This is a genomic window from Nonomuraea deserti (assembly GCF_004348685.1).
GTDB classification, from domain to species: domain Bacteria; phylum Actinomycetota; class Actinomycetes; order Streptosporangiales; family Streptosporangiaceae; genus Nonomuraea; species Nonomuraea deserti.
On sequence record NZ_SMKO01000014.1, the window covers coordinates 85,671 to 100,777 of the forward strand.

The following is a 15,107-nucleotide window of genomic DNA, read 5'->3' on the forward strand; positions in this document are numbered from 1 at the left end:
GTGTCACAAGGAGCGATGGTCAGGGTTCGTTCCTGCGCTCCTCCATCGTGCGGCGGTAGAGGTCGTCGATCTCGTCCAGCGGGTCGGGGTCGCGGCGGCGGGCCTCGATCTCCAGGTCGGTGCGGGAGGTCAGATCGGCGATGCCCGACGCGGTGTGGTGGACCTGGTCGTTGAGCAGGCCGGTGCGGATGCGGGCGCACGTGGCCGTCAGCTTGGCCTGGTGCTCCCTGAGCCGGTCAAGCGTGACGTGGTCGACGTAAGGAGACACGCGCTGCTGCTGGGCGAACATCGCCAGCTGCCCGTCGTGCGTGTCGACATGCTTCGTCAGGTCGGCCATGATCCTCGGCAGGTCGCCCAGACCCCACCCCTGGCGCTGGGCCTGATCGACGGCCTGGCGGGTGAGTGACATCTCGCGGCGCAGGTCGAGCCGGAGGCGCTCGACCTCTGCGGCCTCGCCCGTGCCCATCGCGTTGACGTGCGTGGTGATCCGGGTCGTGGCCTCCCTGGCCTTGACCGCGGCCTTCTTTCCCAGCTTGACCAGCACGTAGATGCCGACGCCGCCCAGCAACAGGAGGAACGCCAGGATCACCAGTGCGATGAGAAGGATTTCGCTGATCTCCGCCACCTCCTGTGGGAATCGATGATGTGAAGGATAGTCGGGCAGGGCGGGTCTGGCGCGCCTGGCCGGGGCCGCTCTTGATCGATCAGTTTGGCCTGTGTTTCAGTTCACCATCGACATCGGTCGCCGGGCAGCGGGTCACGCCGGCCGGCGACGCGGCCTGAGGCGCTTGTGCGGCAGAAGGGAACACGGCGGTGCTTGAGGACAAGGTTGTGATCGTCACTGGCGGGGCGAGGGGGATGGGGGCCGCGACGGCGCGGCGGTGTGCCGCGGCGGGGGCGCGGGTGGTCCTCACGGATGTGCTGGTTGACGAGGGTACGGCCACGGCCAAGGATTTGGACGCCCGCTTCATCGCCCACGATGTGCGGGATCAGGATCAGTGGGCGGCGGTGGTCGCTCAGACGGTCGACGAACACGGGCGGCTCGACGGGCTGGTGAACAACGCGGGCATCGCCACCATGCTGATGATCGAGCAGCAGTCGGCCGAGGAGTTCGAGCACGTGCTGCGGGTCAACCTGCTCGGTGTCTTCCTGGGCCTCAAGGCGGTGGTGGGGCCCATGCGGGAGTCGGGCGGCGGCGCGATCGTGAATCTGTCGTCGGTCGCCGGCCTCAGCGCCCTGCCCGGCACGGGTGGCTACGGCGCCTCGAAGTGGGGGGTGCGCGGGCTGACCAAGATCGCGGCGCTGGAGTTCGGGCGGCACCGCATCCGGGTCAACTCCGTGCATCCCGGGATGATCGTCACCACGATGACCGAGCCGCTCGGCGCGGTGTCCGGCGACGGCACCTTTCCTCTCGCCCCGGCCGGGCGCTGGGGGGAGCCGGAGGAGGTCGCGGAGACGATCGCGTTCCTGCTGTCCGACGCGGCTTCGTACGTGACGGGGGCCGAGCTGGCCGTCGACGGCGGGCTGACGGCGGGGGAGGCCGCGCTGCTGCTCCGCCCCGACAGAAGCCGTATGGAGGGGAACCGGCAGGAAGAGGGCCCGCGGGACGGGAACGGGCCGGACGACGACCGGCCGGAAGGGAAGCGGTAGGCGGATGCCGTACGCCGACGTCGGGGAGGATGTCCGGCTCTTCTACACCGATGACGGTGACGGGCCGCCGCTGCTGCTCGTCCACGGGTGGGGCGCCGACTCGCACCAGTGGTCGTGGCACATCGACGCGCTGGCGGTCCGGCACCGCGTGATCGCCGTCGACCTGCGCGGGCACGGTTACTCGTCGGTTCCGGAGACGGGCAACACGCCCCGCGCGATGGCCGGCGACCTGCACGCCCTGCTCGGCGACCACCTCGGCATCCCGCAGGCGACCGTGGCCGGGCACTCGATGGGCGCCCAGGTGGTGTCCATCCTCGCCGTCGAGCATCCCCGGCAGGTACGCGGGATCGTCGCCGTCGACCCCGGCTACGGCATGACGGCGGACATCGCCGCCGGTTTCCCCCGGATGATCGCGGGCCTGCGTGGCGAGCACGCGCACACGGTCGCCGAGCAGATCGACGAGTGGTGCACGAACGCCGCCACCCCCGCCGTCATCAGGCGCTGGCACAAACGCCGGCTGCACGGCATGCCGCCGCACGTGCTGGCGGAGGCGTTCGAGGCGATGTTCACCGGTCCGGACGCGATCGGGGTGCGGCCGGCCTCCGACGACTATCTGGCGCGCAGGCGGTGCCCGGTGCTGTCGATCTGGTCGGATCCGGGCCGGGCGCGCTGGGAGGCCGGGCTGCTGAGCGATCCGGCCTCGAAGGTGGTGTGCTGGGAGGGTTCGAGCCACCGGCTGCACGAGGAACGGGCCGCCGAGTTCGTGCACCTGGTGGAGGGATGGGTGGCCCGCCTGCGGACGTGACCGGCCGGCGACCGGACCGGGGTCAGGCCGGGGGGAGGCCTCCGGCCGCCCTTCTGCGGGCGCGTCGGCGGCGTACTCTCCTGATGAGCCACCAGCTCAGGACGGCGAGCAGCAGCAGCGCGACGATCACGAGGACGGGCAGGAAGATCGCGACCAGGCTCAGGCCGAGCGAGCCCGCGTCCTCCGCCGTGCTCACGACCGGCGCGCCGGTCCCGGCCGTGCCGACGTTGATCACCGGCCGGGCGGTGGTCTTGATCACGTGTACGGCCAGCGCCATCACGATGCCCAGCAGCCATCCGGCCCACGGGTGCTCGGCCATCCAGGTCGACCGGTCGAGCTCGGCGGCGGCGCTCGTGGCGGAGAACACCACGCCGCCCGACGCCGGGCGGATCACGGTCTGGATGGCGTCGTTGACGCTGTCGACGGCGGGGACCTTGTCGAGGACCGTCTCCGCGATCAGCAACACCCCGATCACGGCGATCACGCCCCAGTTGGACAGCCAGGCGTAGCCGTCGGGGAGCTTGACGGCGTCGGTGAGGTTGGCGAGCACGCCCACGACCAGAAGCGGGATGTAGGCGTTGAGCCCGGCGGCCGTGGACAGGCCCAGACCGGTCAGAGCGGCGAGCATGCCCCTAGTCTGCCCGGGCCGCGTCGTCCATGAGGCCCGTCAGGGCGGGACCGGTGAACTCGGCCACCGCCCGCTCGTACTTCTCCATCCCCCACGACCAGAAGTCGAAGTCGATGCTCTCGTTCGCGCTGTCCTGGATGGAGGCCCAGAGCGTCCAGCCGTACTTGGACATCAGGCCGAGCAGGCGGGCGCGGGCGATCCTGTGGCGGAGCGGGCGGCCGTAGTACGCGGTGACGAGCGCCTCCAGGTGGTCCAGCGGCAGGTCGGACTCGCTCCAGACGTTGCCGAGCTCGAAGCAGGGGTCGTTGTTGCCGGCGTACTCGTAGTCGATCAGCCAGAGGCGCCGGCCGTCGTCGAGGATGTTGCCGGGCAGGAGGTCGTTGTTACACGGAACCGTGCCTTCATCCCGTATAGCCAGACATTTCCGGATCTCGGCCACGGCGGGCATGAAGTCGAGATATCTGGCCGGAAGCCGGAAGCCGCGTTCCTGGACGATCTCCAGGTAACGCCGCTGCACGTCGAACATGTCGAAGTCGCTCACGAACCGCGGCCCGGCGTGCAACCGCCGGCACACCTCCGCCACCCTCGGCAGGTTGGCCGGATCGAGCAGATCCGCCTCGGTGAACGTGCGCGCCTCGAGGTAACCCACCACGAGCACCCCCTGGCCGGGCAGGTAGGCGTGCACCGGCGCGCCGACCCCGGCGCGCGCCGCGGCGAGCGAGTTGGCGTGCTCGGCGTCCCTGTCGATGGCCAGCAGCGTGCCGTCGCTGGCCGACACGCGCACGACGTACGCGCCGCCGGGCGTGGTCACCTTATAGTTGCGATTGGTCAGCCCTCCTGGCAGCTCCTCCACGGCTCGTGGCACGCCGGACAGCAGGGGGATGCGATCGAGGAGCTGGGCAACGGCCATGGTCGATGCTAGCTCCACCGGCCTAAACGGTCTAGACCTTTTATGGTACGGCGGTTAGCCTCGCGACCATGAGCGACTCGGCCCGCATCGTGATCATCGGTGGTGGGGTGGGCGGCACGTCCGTCGCCTACCACCTCACCCGACTAGGCGAACGCGACGTCGTCCTGCTGGATCGGGACGAGCTCACCAGCGGCTCCACCTTCCACTCCGCGGGCCTGGTCGGCCAGCTGCGCGCCGACCCGACGCTGACCCGCATGAACCAGTACTCCGTCGAGCTCTACCGCACCCTCGACGCCGGCTGGACGGAGTGCGGCGGCATCAAGCTGGCCTCCACGCCCGAGCGCATGGCGGAGATCCGCCGGCAGATCGGCTGGGCGCGCACGTTCGGGCTGCCGCTGCGGGAGATCTCGGTGGCGGAGGCCGTCGAGCTGTTCCCCCTGATGGACCCCGAAAGGGTCGTGGGGGCCGCGTACCTGCCCACGGACGGGCAGGTGGACCCGTCCCAGCTCTGCTACGCGCTGGCCGCGCGCGCCCGCGAGGGCGGGGCGAGGCTGCGCACCAAGACGCGCGTCCTCGGCATCACCACCGCCCGCGGCCGGGTCACCGGCGTGCGCACCGACCAGGGCGACATCGACTGCGAGATCGTGGTCAACTGCGGCGGCATGTTCGCCGCCGAGATCGGCCGCATGGCCGGCGTGCGCGTCCCGATCGTGCCGATGTCCCACCAGTACGTGGTGACCGACGCCTTTCACGACCACACGGGCCTGCCCACGCTGCGCGACCCCGACCTGCTCGTCTACTACCGGCAGGAGGTGCAGGGCCTGGTCATGGGCGGCTACGAGCGCACGTGCGCGCCCTGGACGGCCGGGGCCGACACCTTCGACGCGGTGCCTCCCGACTTCAACGGCCGGCTCCTGCCCGAGGACTGGGCGAGATTCGAGGAGATCTCCGACAACTCCAGGATCCGCGTGCCGGCGATGGCCGACGTCGGCATCCGCAAGCTGATCAACGGCCCCGAGGCGTTCACCCCCGACAACGAGTTCTGCCTGGGGGAGACGGAGGTGGGCGGGTTCTTCGTCGCGGCCGGGTTCTGCGCCCACGGCATCGCCGGTGCCGGCGGCATCGGCAAGGTGATGGCGGAGTGGATCGTCGAGGGCGAGCCCGCCATGGACGTCCGGCACATGGACATCCGCCGCTTCGGCCGCCACTACCGCTCGCCGTCGTACACGATCAAGCGCGCGGTCGAGAACTACGAGACGTACTACGACATCCGCTATCCCGGCCATGAGCGGTCGGCGGGACGGCCGCTGCGGGTCTCGCCCGCGTACGCGTGGCACCAGCGGCACGGGGCCGTCTTCGGCGAGAAGGCGGGCTGGGAGCGGGTCAACTACTACGCGGCCAACGCCGCCGAAGGGGACGGCGAGCGCCCCGCCGGCTGGGCGGGGCGCGAGTGGTCGCCCGCGACCGGGGCGGAGCACCGGGCCACGCGCACGGCCGCGGGGCTGTTCGACGAGAGCTCGTTCGCCAAGATCGAGGTCACCGGTCCCGACGCGGCCACCCTGCTGGAGTGGGTGTGCGACAACCGGGTCGCTCGCGAGGTGGGCGCCGTCACCTACACCCAGGCGCTCAACCGGCGCGGCGGCATCGAGTGCGACTTCACCGTCACCCGGCGCGGCGAGGAGGAGTTCCTCATCGTCACCGGCACCGCGTGCGGCACGCACGATTTCGGCTGGCTGCGCAAACAGGCCGCGCTCACGGGCTCGACCGCGAGGATCGCCGACGTCACCGGCCAGTACGCCTGCGTCGCCCTGTGGGGGCCGCGCGCCCGCGACATCCTGTCCGGCCTCACCCCCGACCCGCTCGACTTCCCGTTCATGTCGTCACGTGAGCTCACCGTGGGCGACGTGCCGGTGCTGGCGCTGCGGGTGACGTTCGTGGGGGAGCACGGCTGGGAGCTCTACTGCTCCAGCGAGTACGGGCTCGCGCTGTGGCAGGCGCTGTGGGAGGCGGGCGAGCCGCACGGGATGGCGGCCTGCGGCTACCGCGCCATCGACAGCCTCCGGCTGGAGAAGGGCTACCGGGTGTGGGGCGCCGACATCGGGCCGGAGACGACGCCGTACGAGGCGGGGCTGGGGTTCTGCGTCAAGCCGGACAAGGACTTCCTCGGCAGGGACGCCCTCGACCCCGACCCCGGGAGGAGGCTGCGCTGCGTGACGCTGAGCGACCCGAGGGCAATCGCGCTCGGCAACGAGCCGGTCCGGGTGGACGGCCAGGTGCTGGCCCGCGTCACCTCCGGCGGGTACGGCTACACCGCCGGCCGGTCAATCGCCTACGCCTACCTGCCGGTCGAGCCGGGGGCCGGGGTGGAGATCGAGGTCGAGGGCGCCTGGGTGCCGGGAACCGTGGTCAGGACCCCGCTGGTTCCGTGACGCCGCTGCGCACCGAGATCCGCACCCGGTCGGGACGGAACAGGTCGCGGGCGAACTCCACGGGCATGCCGCCGGCCGCGTACGCCGTGCGCTCGATCAGCATGAGCGGCGCGCCCGGCGTCATGCCCAGCTCCGCGGCCTCGGCAGGACGGGCGATCACCGGGTCGAGCCGCTCGACCGCCGTGCGCGGCGCCAGGTCGTAGCGGCCGGCCAGCAGGGCGTAGAGGGAGCCGGTGAGATCCTGGTCGAGCAGGCCGGGCAGGTCGGGGAAGTAGGAGCGTTCGAGCGCCACAGGCGATCGCCCCCTGGCCGACCGCGCCGAGCGCACCCTGGCCACCTCGTGCACCGGCGAGCCGGGCGCGACCCGCAGCGCCCTGGCCACCGCCGCGGGCGCGGGCACCGTCGCCGCCACGAGGATGCGCGCCTCGGCCCGCAGGTGCGCCCGCCGCAGCTGCTCGGTGAACCCGGTCAGCCCGGTCAGGTCGCACTCGATGCGCGGTTCGGCCACGAACGCGCCGCCCGCCCTGCCGGGCATCCTGACGAGCACGCCGTCGCGTTCCAGCGTGGCCAGCGCCTGCCTGAGCGTCATCCTGCTCACGCCGAGCCGCCCGGCCAGCTCGCGCTCACCGGGAAGCCGATCGCCCGGCGCCAGCTCGCCGCTGGAGATCGACTCGAGCAGCCACCGCTCGATCTGCACGTGCGCGGGGACGCCGGTGCCGCGCTCCAGCTGAGGCGGTGTCCCTACCACACGCGCATCGTAGCCCGGTCAGCCCTTGGCGGGCTCCCGCGGCCGTGGAGGGGGCAGGGGCAGCGGCAGGCCCGGCAAGCCGTCGATGCTGGTGGCGACGTGCTCCTTGCGGGAGAAATAGGTGTTGAGCGACTCGTCGTCCTCCCGGGCGAACCGCTTGGCGTGCAGGTCGCGGTCCTGCTCGTAGGACATGAGGGGAACCGCGAAGCCGCAGGTGTCGCGGATCAGCTCGGCGTGGACGACCACGATCGCGCGCAGCCCGTGCAGTCCGGCGTCGACCGCAGGGAAGCGGGCGACCAGCTCGGCCCACCGGGGGTCGTCCCTGAAGACGGGCTCGCCGCGCCCGTGCACCCGCACGATGGTCGGAGGACCTTGGAAGGCGCACCACATCAAGGTGATCCGGCCGTTCTCGCGCAGATGGGCGACGGTCTCCGCGTTGCTGCCCGCGAAGTCGAGGTAGGCCACCGTCTGCTCGTCGAGAACCGCCAGCGAACCGCTCACCCCCTTGGGGGAGAGGTTGATCGTGCCGTCGCCGGCGAGGGGCGCGGTCGCCGTGAAGAACACGGGCTGCGCCTCGATGAACGCCCGCAAGCGGCCGGTGATGGCGTCGTATGTCTTGCCCACGGTTCGTCGTCTCCGTCTTCGGGTGAAGGAGCGCGGCGCGTGACAACGGGCCGCCGGGCGCCATTCTCCCCGACCGGCCGCCGCGGGCGTCACCCGGACAGGTGCTTGAGCCGCTCCACGGCATCACCGAACTCGCTGACCAGGTCGTAGACCACCTGCCTGGCCGGTTTGACCTGGTCGAGCTGGCCCACGACCTGCCCGACGTAGTAGTTGACCAGTTCCACCGCCCCCGGCTCGCCCTTCTCCGCCGCCGCCACGATGCGCGCCATGGCCCCTTCGGCCACCAGGAGCTGCAGCGGCATGCCCAGCGGTCCGGGGCTTTCCTGGCTGGCGTCCCACTCGTCGGTCCAGGCCGATCGGAGCTGCCTGGCCGGCTTGCCCGTACGCGACCTGGACCTGACCGTGTCCAGTGACGAGGCCGCCAGGAACTTGCGCTTGACCGCGGGCGGCGTCTCCGCCTCCTCCGTCGTGAGCCAGACCGAGCCGCACCACACGCCGTCCGCGCCGAGCGCCATGGCGGCGGCCATCTGGCGTCCTGACGCGATCCCGCCCGCCGCCAGCACCGGCAGGGGCGCCACCGCGTCCACGACCTGCGGCACCAGCACCATCGTGGAGATCTCGCCGGTGTGCCCGCCTGCCTCGGTGCCCTGCGCCACGATGAGGTCCGCTCCCGCCGCGACCTGCCTGCGCGCGTGCTCGACCGTGCCGACCAGCGCGGCCACCGGCACGCCCGCGCTCCTAGCCCTGGCCACCATCTCGGGCGGCGGCGGACCCAGAGCGCTGGCGATCAGCCCGATCCGGTGTTCGAGCGCGACGTCGATCAGCCCCGTCGCCCCCGCCGCCGTCACCCTGCGGCCGAACTCGTCGGCCACCGCCGTCATCGGCTGCGGGGCCGCGCCCACGCCGTATTTGGACAGCAGGTGCGTGACGAAGTCGCGGTGCCGCTCGGGGATGAAGTCCATCAGGTGCGCGCGCCGGTCGAGCGCGGAGGCGTCGACCCTGCCCGGCACGAGCACGTCGACGCCGTACGGCCGGCCGCCCACCCGCTCGTCGATCCAGGTGAGCTCGGTGTCGAGCTGGTCGGGCGAGTACGCGATCGCGCCCAGCACCCCGAAGCCGCCCGCGTTCGTCACCGCGGCCACCACGTCGCGGCAGTGGCTGAACGCGAACAGGGGGAACTCGACGCCCAGGCGCTCGCAGATGGCGGTTCGCATGATGTGACGCTAACCGTCAGAACGATGTTCGGTCCAGATCAGGATCCGCTGTCGGCCAGGACGACGTCCGGCGCGTGCCAGCCTAACTCGGGCGTGTAACCGCGTACCCGCCTGGCCGGCACCCCGGCCACCACGCTGTGGTCGGGGAACTCGCCGCGCACCACCGCGCCGGCGGCCACCACGCACTGGCGGCCCAGCGTCGTGCCGGGCAGGACGATCGCGCCCGCGCCCAGCCACGAGCCCGAGCCGATCGAGACCGGGCTGTTGCGCGGCCACTGCCGGCCGATCGGCACGTCGGGGTCGTCGTAGACGTGGTTCTGGTCGGTGATGTAGACGTACGGGCCGGTGAAGACGTCGTCGCCCACGTCGATCGACTGGTGGGCCACGATGTGCGTGCCCCGGCCGATCGAGCAGCCGCCGCCGATGCGCAGGATCGATCCCGGGCCGAGGTCCACGCCCGGGCCCATGCCGCACGAGAGCGACACCCGCTCGCCGATCAGGGTGTGGTCGCCGACCTCGATCCACTGCTCGCCGAAGATCGCGCCAGGGGGGAACGCGATGCTGACCCCGTCGCCGAGCCGGCGGAACCGGTGGCCCGCCGGACTCGCCGGAGTGATCGCGCCTGCGCGGCGGATCGCCCGGTAGACGCGGTGAATCAGCGCGCCCGTTGCCCGCCGTACGAGTGACATAGAGTCCAAAGTTACCCTCAGGTCATGCCGTTCGCCCATGTGAGGGGCGTTGTTTGATATCCTGAGAGCCCGTGGACACTTCGGCCACACCTCGAGCCACGGGAGCCCCTTTGCGCAGCGCATCGCAAACCAAACATCTGTTCGTCACCGGCGGTGTCGCCTCCAGTCTCGGCAAGGGCCTCACGGCATCCAGCCTCGGCCGCCTGCTCAAGGGGCGCGGTCTCAGGGTCACCATGCAGAAACTCGACCCCTATCTCAACGTCGACCCCGGCACGATGAACCCGTTCCAGCACGGCGAGGTCTTCGTCACCGACGACGGCGCGGAGACCGACCTCGACGTCGGCCACTACGAGCGGTTCCTCGACACCGACCTGCACGGCTCGGCCAACGTCACCACCGGGCAGGTCTACTCCAACGTCATCGCCAAGGAGCGGCGGGGCGAATACCTGGGCGACACCGTCCAGGTCATCCCGCACATCACCAACGAGATCAAAGACCGGATCAGGGGCATGGCCGGTCCCGAGGTGGACGTCGTCATCACCGAGGTCGGCGGCACGGTGGGCGACATCGAATCGCTGCCGTTCCTGGAGGCCGTGCGGCAGATCAGGCACGAGGTGGGGCGCGACAACGTGTTCTTCCTGCACGTCTCGCTGCTGCCGTACATCGGGCCCTCGGGAGAGCTCAAGACCAAACCGACGCAGCACAGCGTGGCGGCGCTGCGCAGCATCGGCATCCAGCCGGACGCGATCGTGCTGCGCTCCGACCGGCCCGTGCAGACGGCGATCAAGCGCAAGATCAGCCTGATGTGCGACGTCGACGAGGACGCCGTCGTGTCCGCCGTCGACGCGGCCTCGATCTACGACATCCCCAAGGTGCTCCACTCCGAGGGCCTCGACGCTTACGTGGTGCGCCGGCTCGGCCTGCCGTTCCGTGACGTCGACTGGAACGAGTGGGAGCAGCTCCTGCGCCGCGTGCACCGCCCGGCGAAGGAGGCCACTGTCGCCCTTGTGGGGAAATATATTGATTTGCCGGACGCGTACCTCTCGGTGACCGAGGCCCTGCGGGCCGGCGGGTTCGCCAACGACGCGCGGGTCAACATCCGGTGGGTCAAGAGCGACGACTGCGAGACCCCCGAGGGCGCCGCGCGCGAGCTCGACGGCGTCGACGGCGTGCTGATCCCCGGCGGGTTCGGCGTGCGCGGCATCGAGGGCAAGATCGGCGCCATCCGCCACGCCCGCGAGGGCAAGATCCCGCTGCTCGGCATCTGCCTCGGCATGCAGGGCATGGTCATCGAGGCCGCCCGCAACATGGCGGGCATCGAGGACGCCAACTCCACGGAGTTCGACCCCGACACCAAGCACCCGGTCATCTCCACCATGGCCGACCAGGAGGACGTCGTCGCCGGCGAGCGCGACATGGGCGGCACGATGCGGCTGGGCAGCTACACCGCCAAGCTCGCCGAGGGCACCCTCGCCCGGCAGCTCTACGGCGGCATGGCCAAGGCCGACGAGCGCCACCGCCACCGCTACGAGGTCAACAACGCCTACCGCGAGCAGCTGGAGAAGGTCGGCCTGGTCTTCTCGGGCGTGTCGCCGGACGGCCGCCTGGTCGAGTACACCGAGCTGCCCCCAGACATCCACCCGTTCTTCATCGGCACCCAGGCGCATCCGGAGTTCCGCTCCCGGCCCACCCGGGCCAACCCGATGTTCAAGGGCCTCATCGGCGCCGCCCTGGCCTACGCCGACGGCCGCGTGGGCGCGACGACGGTGGGCCAGTGAGCTTCCAAGGCGACGGCTCGCCCCACCGGCGAGCGGGGCAATTGATCGAGGACACGCCCGAGTCGTGGGACGTGCTCGAGACGAAGGAACGGTTCGACGGCCACGTCATCAAGGTGGTCACCGACACCGTCAGGATGCCGCGCGACGAGGCGGCCGAGCGCGACTACGTGGTCCATCCCGGGGCCGTCGCCGTCCTCGCGCTCGACGACCAGGACCGCGTCCTGCTCATCAGGCAATACCGTCACCCCACCCGCCACCTGATGTGGGAGCTGCCCGCCGGCCTCCGCGACGTGCCGGGCGAGCCGCTGGTCGACGCGGCCGCGCGCGAGCTCGCCGAGGAGGCCGGCTACCGCGCCGCCACCTGGCACACGCTCATCGACCTGCGCACCTCGCCGGGCATGAGCGACGAGCGCATCAGGGTGTTCCTCGCCCGCGACCTGACCAAGATCCCCGACGAGGAGAACGGCTTCGTGCACCGGCACGAAGAGATCGACATGCCGGTCAAATGGGTCCCTCTGCCCGACGCGGTAGAAAAGGCGCTCATGGGAATGATCCACAATTCCCCGGCCGTGGCCGGTATCCTCGCCGCGTACGCGGCTTCGGTTGAGGGACTCGCCCTGTTGCGCCCCGCCGACGCCCCGGAGGCGTGACGGAAGGACCGATCGTGGAGGCCGTGCTCTCCAGCTACCTCGCCCATCTGGCGGTGGAGCAGGGCGTGGCTGCCAACACGCTCGCGTCCTACCGTCGTGACCTGCGCCGCTACTACGAGCACCTGCGGGCGCGCGGGCGCCTGGAGCTCCACGAGGTGGGTGAGGCCGACGTCCTGGCCTTCCTCGCCGCGCTGCGCGAGGGCGACGGGGAGCACCCGGCGCTCGTCGCCAGCTCCGCCGCCCGCGCCCTGTCGGCCGTGCGCGGGCTGCACCGTTTCGCTCTGCGCGAAGGCGTCACGGCCCACAACCCCGCCCACGAGGTACGCCCGCCGCGCCCCATGCGCAGGCTCCCGAAGGCCATCGCCGTCGACGAGGTCGAGCGGCTCATCGCCGCCTCAGGCCCGGACGGCGCGCCCCTCACGCTGCGCAACCGTGCCCTGCTGGAGGTCCTTTACGGCACGGGCGCCCGCATCTCGGAGGCCGTCGGGCTGGCCGTGGACGACCTCGAGGACGAGCAGGTGCGCCTGCGCGGCAAGGGCGGCCGCACCCGCGTCGTGCCGCTGGGACGCTATGCCCGCTCCGCCCTCGACGCCTACCTCGTGCGCGCCCGGCCCGGCCTGCTCGCCCACGGGCGCGGCACGCCGGCCGTCTTCCTGAACGCCAGGGGAGGCCGTCTGACCAGGCAGGGAGCGTGGGAGGTGCTCCACGCGGCCGCCGAACGAGCCGGGCTGAAAAACATATCTCCCCATGTTCTCCGACATTCCTTCGCAACTCATCTCTTGGACGGTGGCGCGGACGTTAGGGTGGTCCAGGAATTGCTCGGCCACGCCTCGGTGACGACCACCCAGGTCTACACCCTGGTCACGGTCGACAAGCTCCGCGAGGTCTACGCCGCGGCGCATCCACGGGCCCGGCAGTGATCTATAGTCTTTGCGGTGTGCGGCACCCTCGGCGTGCCGCCTTGCCGCGTTAAGTGGTGACGCCATAGTGTCCGTCCGGACGGTCCGGTTCGGGATCGTCAGGGAGGTTCGAGCTGGTGACTGTGACGACCAAGGGTTCGACCCCGGGGACCCCCGACAACCCCTGGGGCGACACGAAGACCAACGCGCCTTCCAACGGCGTCAACCTCGGGCCCACGCAGCGGCCCAGACCCGTGTTCCCCGAGCCGGTGGTGCCCGACGTGCACGGCCCGGCGCGCGTGGTCGCGATGGTCAACCAGAAGGGCGGGGTCGGCAAGACCACGACCACCATCAACCTGGGCGCCGCCCTCGTCGAATACGGCCTCAAGGTGCTGCTGGTCGACTTCGACCCGCAGGGCGCGCTCTCCGTCGGCCTGGGCATCAACCCGCTCCAGCTCGACCTCACCGTCTACAACCTGCTGATGGAGCGCGGCGTCACCGCCGAGGACGTCCTGCTCGAGACCGGCGTCGAGGGGCTCGACCTGCTGCCGAGCAACATCGACCTGTCGGCCGCCGAAGTGCAGCTCGTCACCGAGGTCGCCCGCGAGCAGGTGCTCGGTCGCGTGATCAAACCGCTGCTGCCGCACTACGACGTGTGCCTCATCGACTGCCAGCCGTCGCTCGGCCTGCTCACCATCAACGCGCTCACGTGCGCCCATGGCGTCATGGTGCCGCTGGAGTGCGAGTTCTTCGCGCTGCGCGGCGTGGCCCTGCTTATGGACACCATCTCCAAGGTCCAGGAGCGGCTCAACGAGGACCTCGAGATCGAGGGCCTGCTCGCCACCATGTACGACGCCCGCACCCTGCACGGCCGCGAGGTGCTGGCCCGCGTGGTCGACGCGTTCGGCGACAAGGTGTTCCACACCGTCATCAACCGCACGGTGCGCTTCCCCGACGCGACCGTCGCCGGCGAGCCGATCACCACGTTCGACCCCTCGTCCCTCGGCGCCAACGCCTACCGCGAGCTCGCGCGCGAAGTGCTCTCCCGCTGGCCCGCGCCTGCCACAATGGCCAGGTGACCGCAGAGCAGACCGAGCCCCAAGGGTTCCAGGTTCACCTGGACGTCTTCGAGGGTCCCTTCGATCTGCTTCTCGGTCTCATCGCCAAGCACAAGCTCGACATCACCGAGGTCTCGCTCTCCAAGGTCACCGACGAGTTCATCGCCTACATCCGTTCCCGCGGCCCCGAGTGGGACCTCGACCAGACCAGCCACTTCCTGCTGGTCGCGGCCACGCTGCTCGACCTCAAGGCCGCCCGGCTGCTGCCGTCGGGCGAGGTGGAGGACGAGGAGGACCTGGCCCTGCTGGAGGCCAGAGACCTGCTGTTCGCACGGCTGCTGCAGTACAAAGCCTACAAAGAGGTCGCCAAGATCTTCGCCGGGCGGATGGCCGAGGAGTCCCTGCGCTTTCCCCGTACGGTGCCGCTCGAGCCGCAGTTCGCCGACCTGCTGCCCGAGCTCATCCTGGGCATCGGGCCTGAACAACTCGCCAAGATCGCCGCCGGGGCCTTCACACCCAAGCTGCCGCCCACCGTCAACGTGGGGCACATCTACCAGCCGCTGGCGAGCGTCAAAGAGCAGGCGGCCATCCTCGTCATGCACCTGCGGCGCCTCCGGCGGGCCACCTTCAGGGCGCTGGTGGCCGACTGCGAAGGCACCTTCGAGGTCATCGCCCGCTTCCTGGCCGTGCTGGAGCTGTTCCGGGAGTCGGCGGTCACGTTCGAGCAGGTCGAGCCGCTGGGCGACCTGCACGTCACCTGGACGGGCGCCGACGACGGCGACGTCGCGGTGGGGGACGACTACGAGGAATCCGCGGAGAAACCATCCCATGACTGACAACCCACTGCCCAACCCCCGCAAGTCTCCCGACTCGGAGCCGCCACTGCCCGCCTGGATGACCCGCCACTTCTCTCAGATCGAAACCCCGTCCGGCGGCGGTGTATTCCGCCGCCAGCCCACGCAGCGCCGCGGCGACCTCGTGGGTGGGCCGTTCGAGCACCTGAGCCAGGGTCACCTCGGCGACCG

General features: G+C 70.9%; 16 protein-coding genes. 9 read left to right on the plus strand and 7 right to left on the minus strand.

What is annotated here, in order from left to right; translation table 11 throughout:
* Window positions 1-19 precede the first annotated feature (19 nt).
* Complete coding sequence (locus E1292_RS08710) at window positions 20-625, minus strand: hypothetical protein (protein WP_132593841.1); 606 nt, start codon at window positions 623-625, stop codon at window positions 20-22.
* Window positions 626-813: 188 nt separating this feature from the next.
* Between E1292_RS08710 and E1292_RS08715 the strand changes: the two genes are divergently transcribed.
* Window positions 814-1,650, plus strand: a complete 837-nt coding sequence (locus E1292_RS08715; protein WP_281284011.1) for a glucose 1-dehydrogenase — start codon at window positions 814-816, stop codon at window positions 1,648-1,650.
* A 4-nt stretch (window positions 1,651-1,654) separates the two neighbouring features.
* Window positions 1,655-2,455 carry an alpha/beta fold hydrolase gene (locus E1292_RS08720; protein WP_132593843.1) on the plus strand — a complete coding sequence of 267 codons (801 nt, stop codon included), beginning with the start codon at window positions 1,655-1,657 and terminating at the stop codon, window positions 2,453-2,455.
* A gap of 22 nt (window positions 2,456-2,477) precedes the next feature.
* On the opposite strand, the gene E1292_RS08725 is transcribed toward E1292_RS08720, so the two are convergent.
* The gene (locus E1292_RS08725; protein WP_132593845.1) at window positions 2,478-3,083 is read right to left on the minus strand and encodes a DUF4126 domain-containing protein; all 606 of its coding nucleotides are present in this window, start codon (window positions 3,081-3,083) and stop codon (window positions 2,478-2,480) included.
* Window positions 3,084-3,087: 4 nt separating this feature from the next.
* Window positions 3,088-3,993 (minus strand): choline/ethanolamine kinase family protein, encoded by a 906-nt coding sequence (locus E1292_RS08730; protein ID WP_132593847.1) that lies wholly within the window; start codon window positions 3,991-3,993, stop codon window positions 3,088-3,090.
* Window positions 3,994-4,061: 68 nt separating this feature from the next.
* Here E1292_RS08730 and E1292_RS08735 point away from each other — a divergent pair, with 68 nt between their 5' ends.
* Window positions 4,062-6,422 carry a GcvT family protein gene (locus tag E1292_RS08735; RefSeq protein WP_132593849.1) on the plus strand — a complete coding sequence of 787 codons (2,361 nt, stop codon included), beginning with the start codon at window positions 4,062-4,064 and terminating at the stop codon, window positions 6,420-6,422.
* On the opposite strand, the gene E1292_RS08740 is transcribed toward E1292_RS08735, so the two are convergent.
* The 4 genes from E1292_RS08740 to E1292_RS08755 all read right to left on the minus strand — a co-directional run bounded on the left by E1292_RS08740 (window position 6,400) and on the right by E1292_RS08755 (window position 9,697).
* Window positions 6,400-7,170, minus strand: coding sequence for a GntR family transcriptional regulator (locus E1292_RS08740; protein WP_132593851.1), 771 nt, complete (start codon window positions 7,168-7,170; stop codon window positions 6,400-6,402). The two genes, E1292_RS08735 and E1292_RS08740, sit on opposite strands and share 23 nt — an antisense overlap.
* Before the next feature lie 18 nt (window positions 7,171-7,188).
* On the minus strand, window positions 7,189-7,794 hold the full coding sequence (locus E1292_RS08745; protein ID WP_132593853.1) for a pyridoxamine 5'-phosphate oxidase family protein: 606 nt from the start codon (window positions 7,792-7,794) through the stop codon (window positions 7,189-7,191).
* 89 nt (window positions 7,795-7,883) lie between these two features.
* On the minus strand, window positions 7,884-9,008 hold the full coding sequence (locus E1292_RS08750) for an NAD(P)H-dependent flavin oxidoreductase (protein ID WP_132593855.1): 1,125 nt from the start codon (window positions 9,006-9,008) through the stop codon (window positions 7,884-7,886).
* A 38-nt stretch (window positions 9,009-9,046) separates the two neighbouring features.
* Window positions 9,047-9,697, minus strand: a complete 651-nt coding sequence (locus E1292_RS08755) for an acyltransferase (RefSeq protein ID WP_132593857.1) — start codon at window positions 9,695-9,697, stop codon at window positions 9,047-9,049.
* A 110-nt stretch (window positions 9,698-9,807) separates the two neighbouring features.
* Here E1292_RS08755 and pyrG point away from each other — a divergent pair, with 110 nt between their 5' ends.
* The 6 genes from pyrG to E1292_RS50955 form a co-directional block, all read left to right on the plus strand.
* Window positions 9,808-11,475, plus strand: a complete 1,668-nt coding sequence (gene pyrG, locus E1292_RS08760; RefSeq protein ID WP_132593859.1) for a CTP synthase — start codon at window positions 9,808-9,810, stop codon at window positions 11,473-11,475.
* The gene (locus tag E1292_RS08765; protein ID WP_246090012.1) at window positions 11,472-12,125 is read left to right on the plus strand and encodes an NUDIX domain-containing protein; all 654 of its coding nucleotides are present in this window, start codon (window positions 11,472-11,474) and stop codon (window positions 12,123-12,125) included. The genes pyrG and E1292_RS08765 overlap by 4 nt, the downstream gene beginning before the upstream one ends.
* Window positions 12,122-13,045: a site-specific tyrosine recombinase XerD gene (locus E1292_RS08770; RefSeq protein WP_132593861.1), complete on the plus strand. Its 924-nt coding sequence runs from the start codon at window positions 12,122-12,124 to the stop codon at window positions 13,043-13,045. Before E1292_RS08765 ends, E1292_RS08770 begins: the two co-directional genes overlap by 4 nt.
* 122 nt (window positions 13,046-13,167) lie before the next feature.
* The gene (locus E1292_RS08775; RefSeq protein WP_425465074.1) at window positions 13,168-14,103 is read left to right on the plus strand and encodes a ParA family protein; all 936 of its coding nucleotides are present in this window, start codon (window positions 13,168-13,170) and stop codon (window positions 14,101-14,103) included.
* Entirely contained in the window at window positions 14,100-14,918 is an 819-nt protein-coding gene (locus E1292_RS08780) for a segregation and condensation protein A (RefSeq protein WP_132510364.1), read from the plus strand. Before E1292_RS08775 ends, E1292_RS08780 begins: the two co-directional genes overlap by 4 nt.
* Window positions 14,911-15,107 (plus strand): hypothetical protein (locus tag E1292_RS50955; RefSeq protein ID WP_165974449.1); only part of this gene is annotated, 197 nt, incomplete at its 3' end. The genes E1292_RS08780 and E1292_RS50955, both read left to right, overlap by 8 nt.

What these genes read in the sequence shown, in the direction of transcription:
- E1292_RS08720 (WP_132593843.1), top strand. Translation starts at nt 1,655, where the DNA reads ATGCCGTACGCCGACGTCGGGGAGGATGTCCGGCTCTTCTACACCGAT.
- E1292_RS08725 (WP_132593845.1), bottom strand. Translation starts at nt 3,083, where the DNA reads ATGCTCGCCGCTCTGACCGGTCTGGGCCTGTCCACGGCCGCCGGGCTC.
- E1292_RS08730 (WP_132593847.1), bottom strand. Translation starts at nt 3,993, where the DNA reads ATGGCCGTTGCCCAGCTCCTCGATCGCATCCCCCTGCTGTCCGGCGTG.
- E1292_RS08735 (WP_132593849.1), top strand. Translation starts at nt 4,062, where the DNA reads ATGAGCGACTCGGCCCGCATCGTGATCATCGGTGGTGGGGTGGGCGGC.
- E1292_RS08750 (WP_132593855.1), bottom strand. Translation starts at nt 9,008, where the DNA reads ATGCGAACCGCCATCTGCGAGCGCCTGGGCGTCGAGTTCCCCCTGTTC.
- E1292_RS08755 (WP_132593857.1), bottom strand. Translation starts at nt 9,697, where the DNA reads ATGTCACTCGTACGGCGGGCAACGGGCGCGCTGATTCACCGCGTCTAC.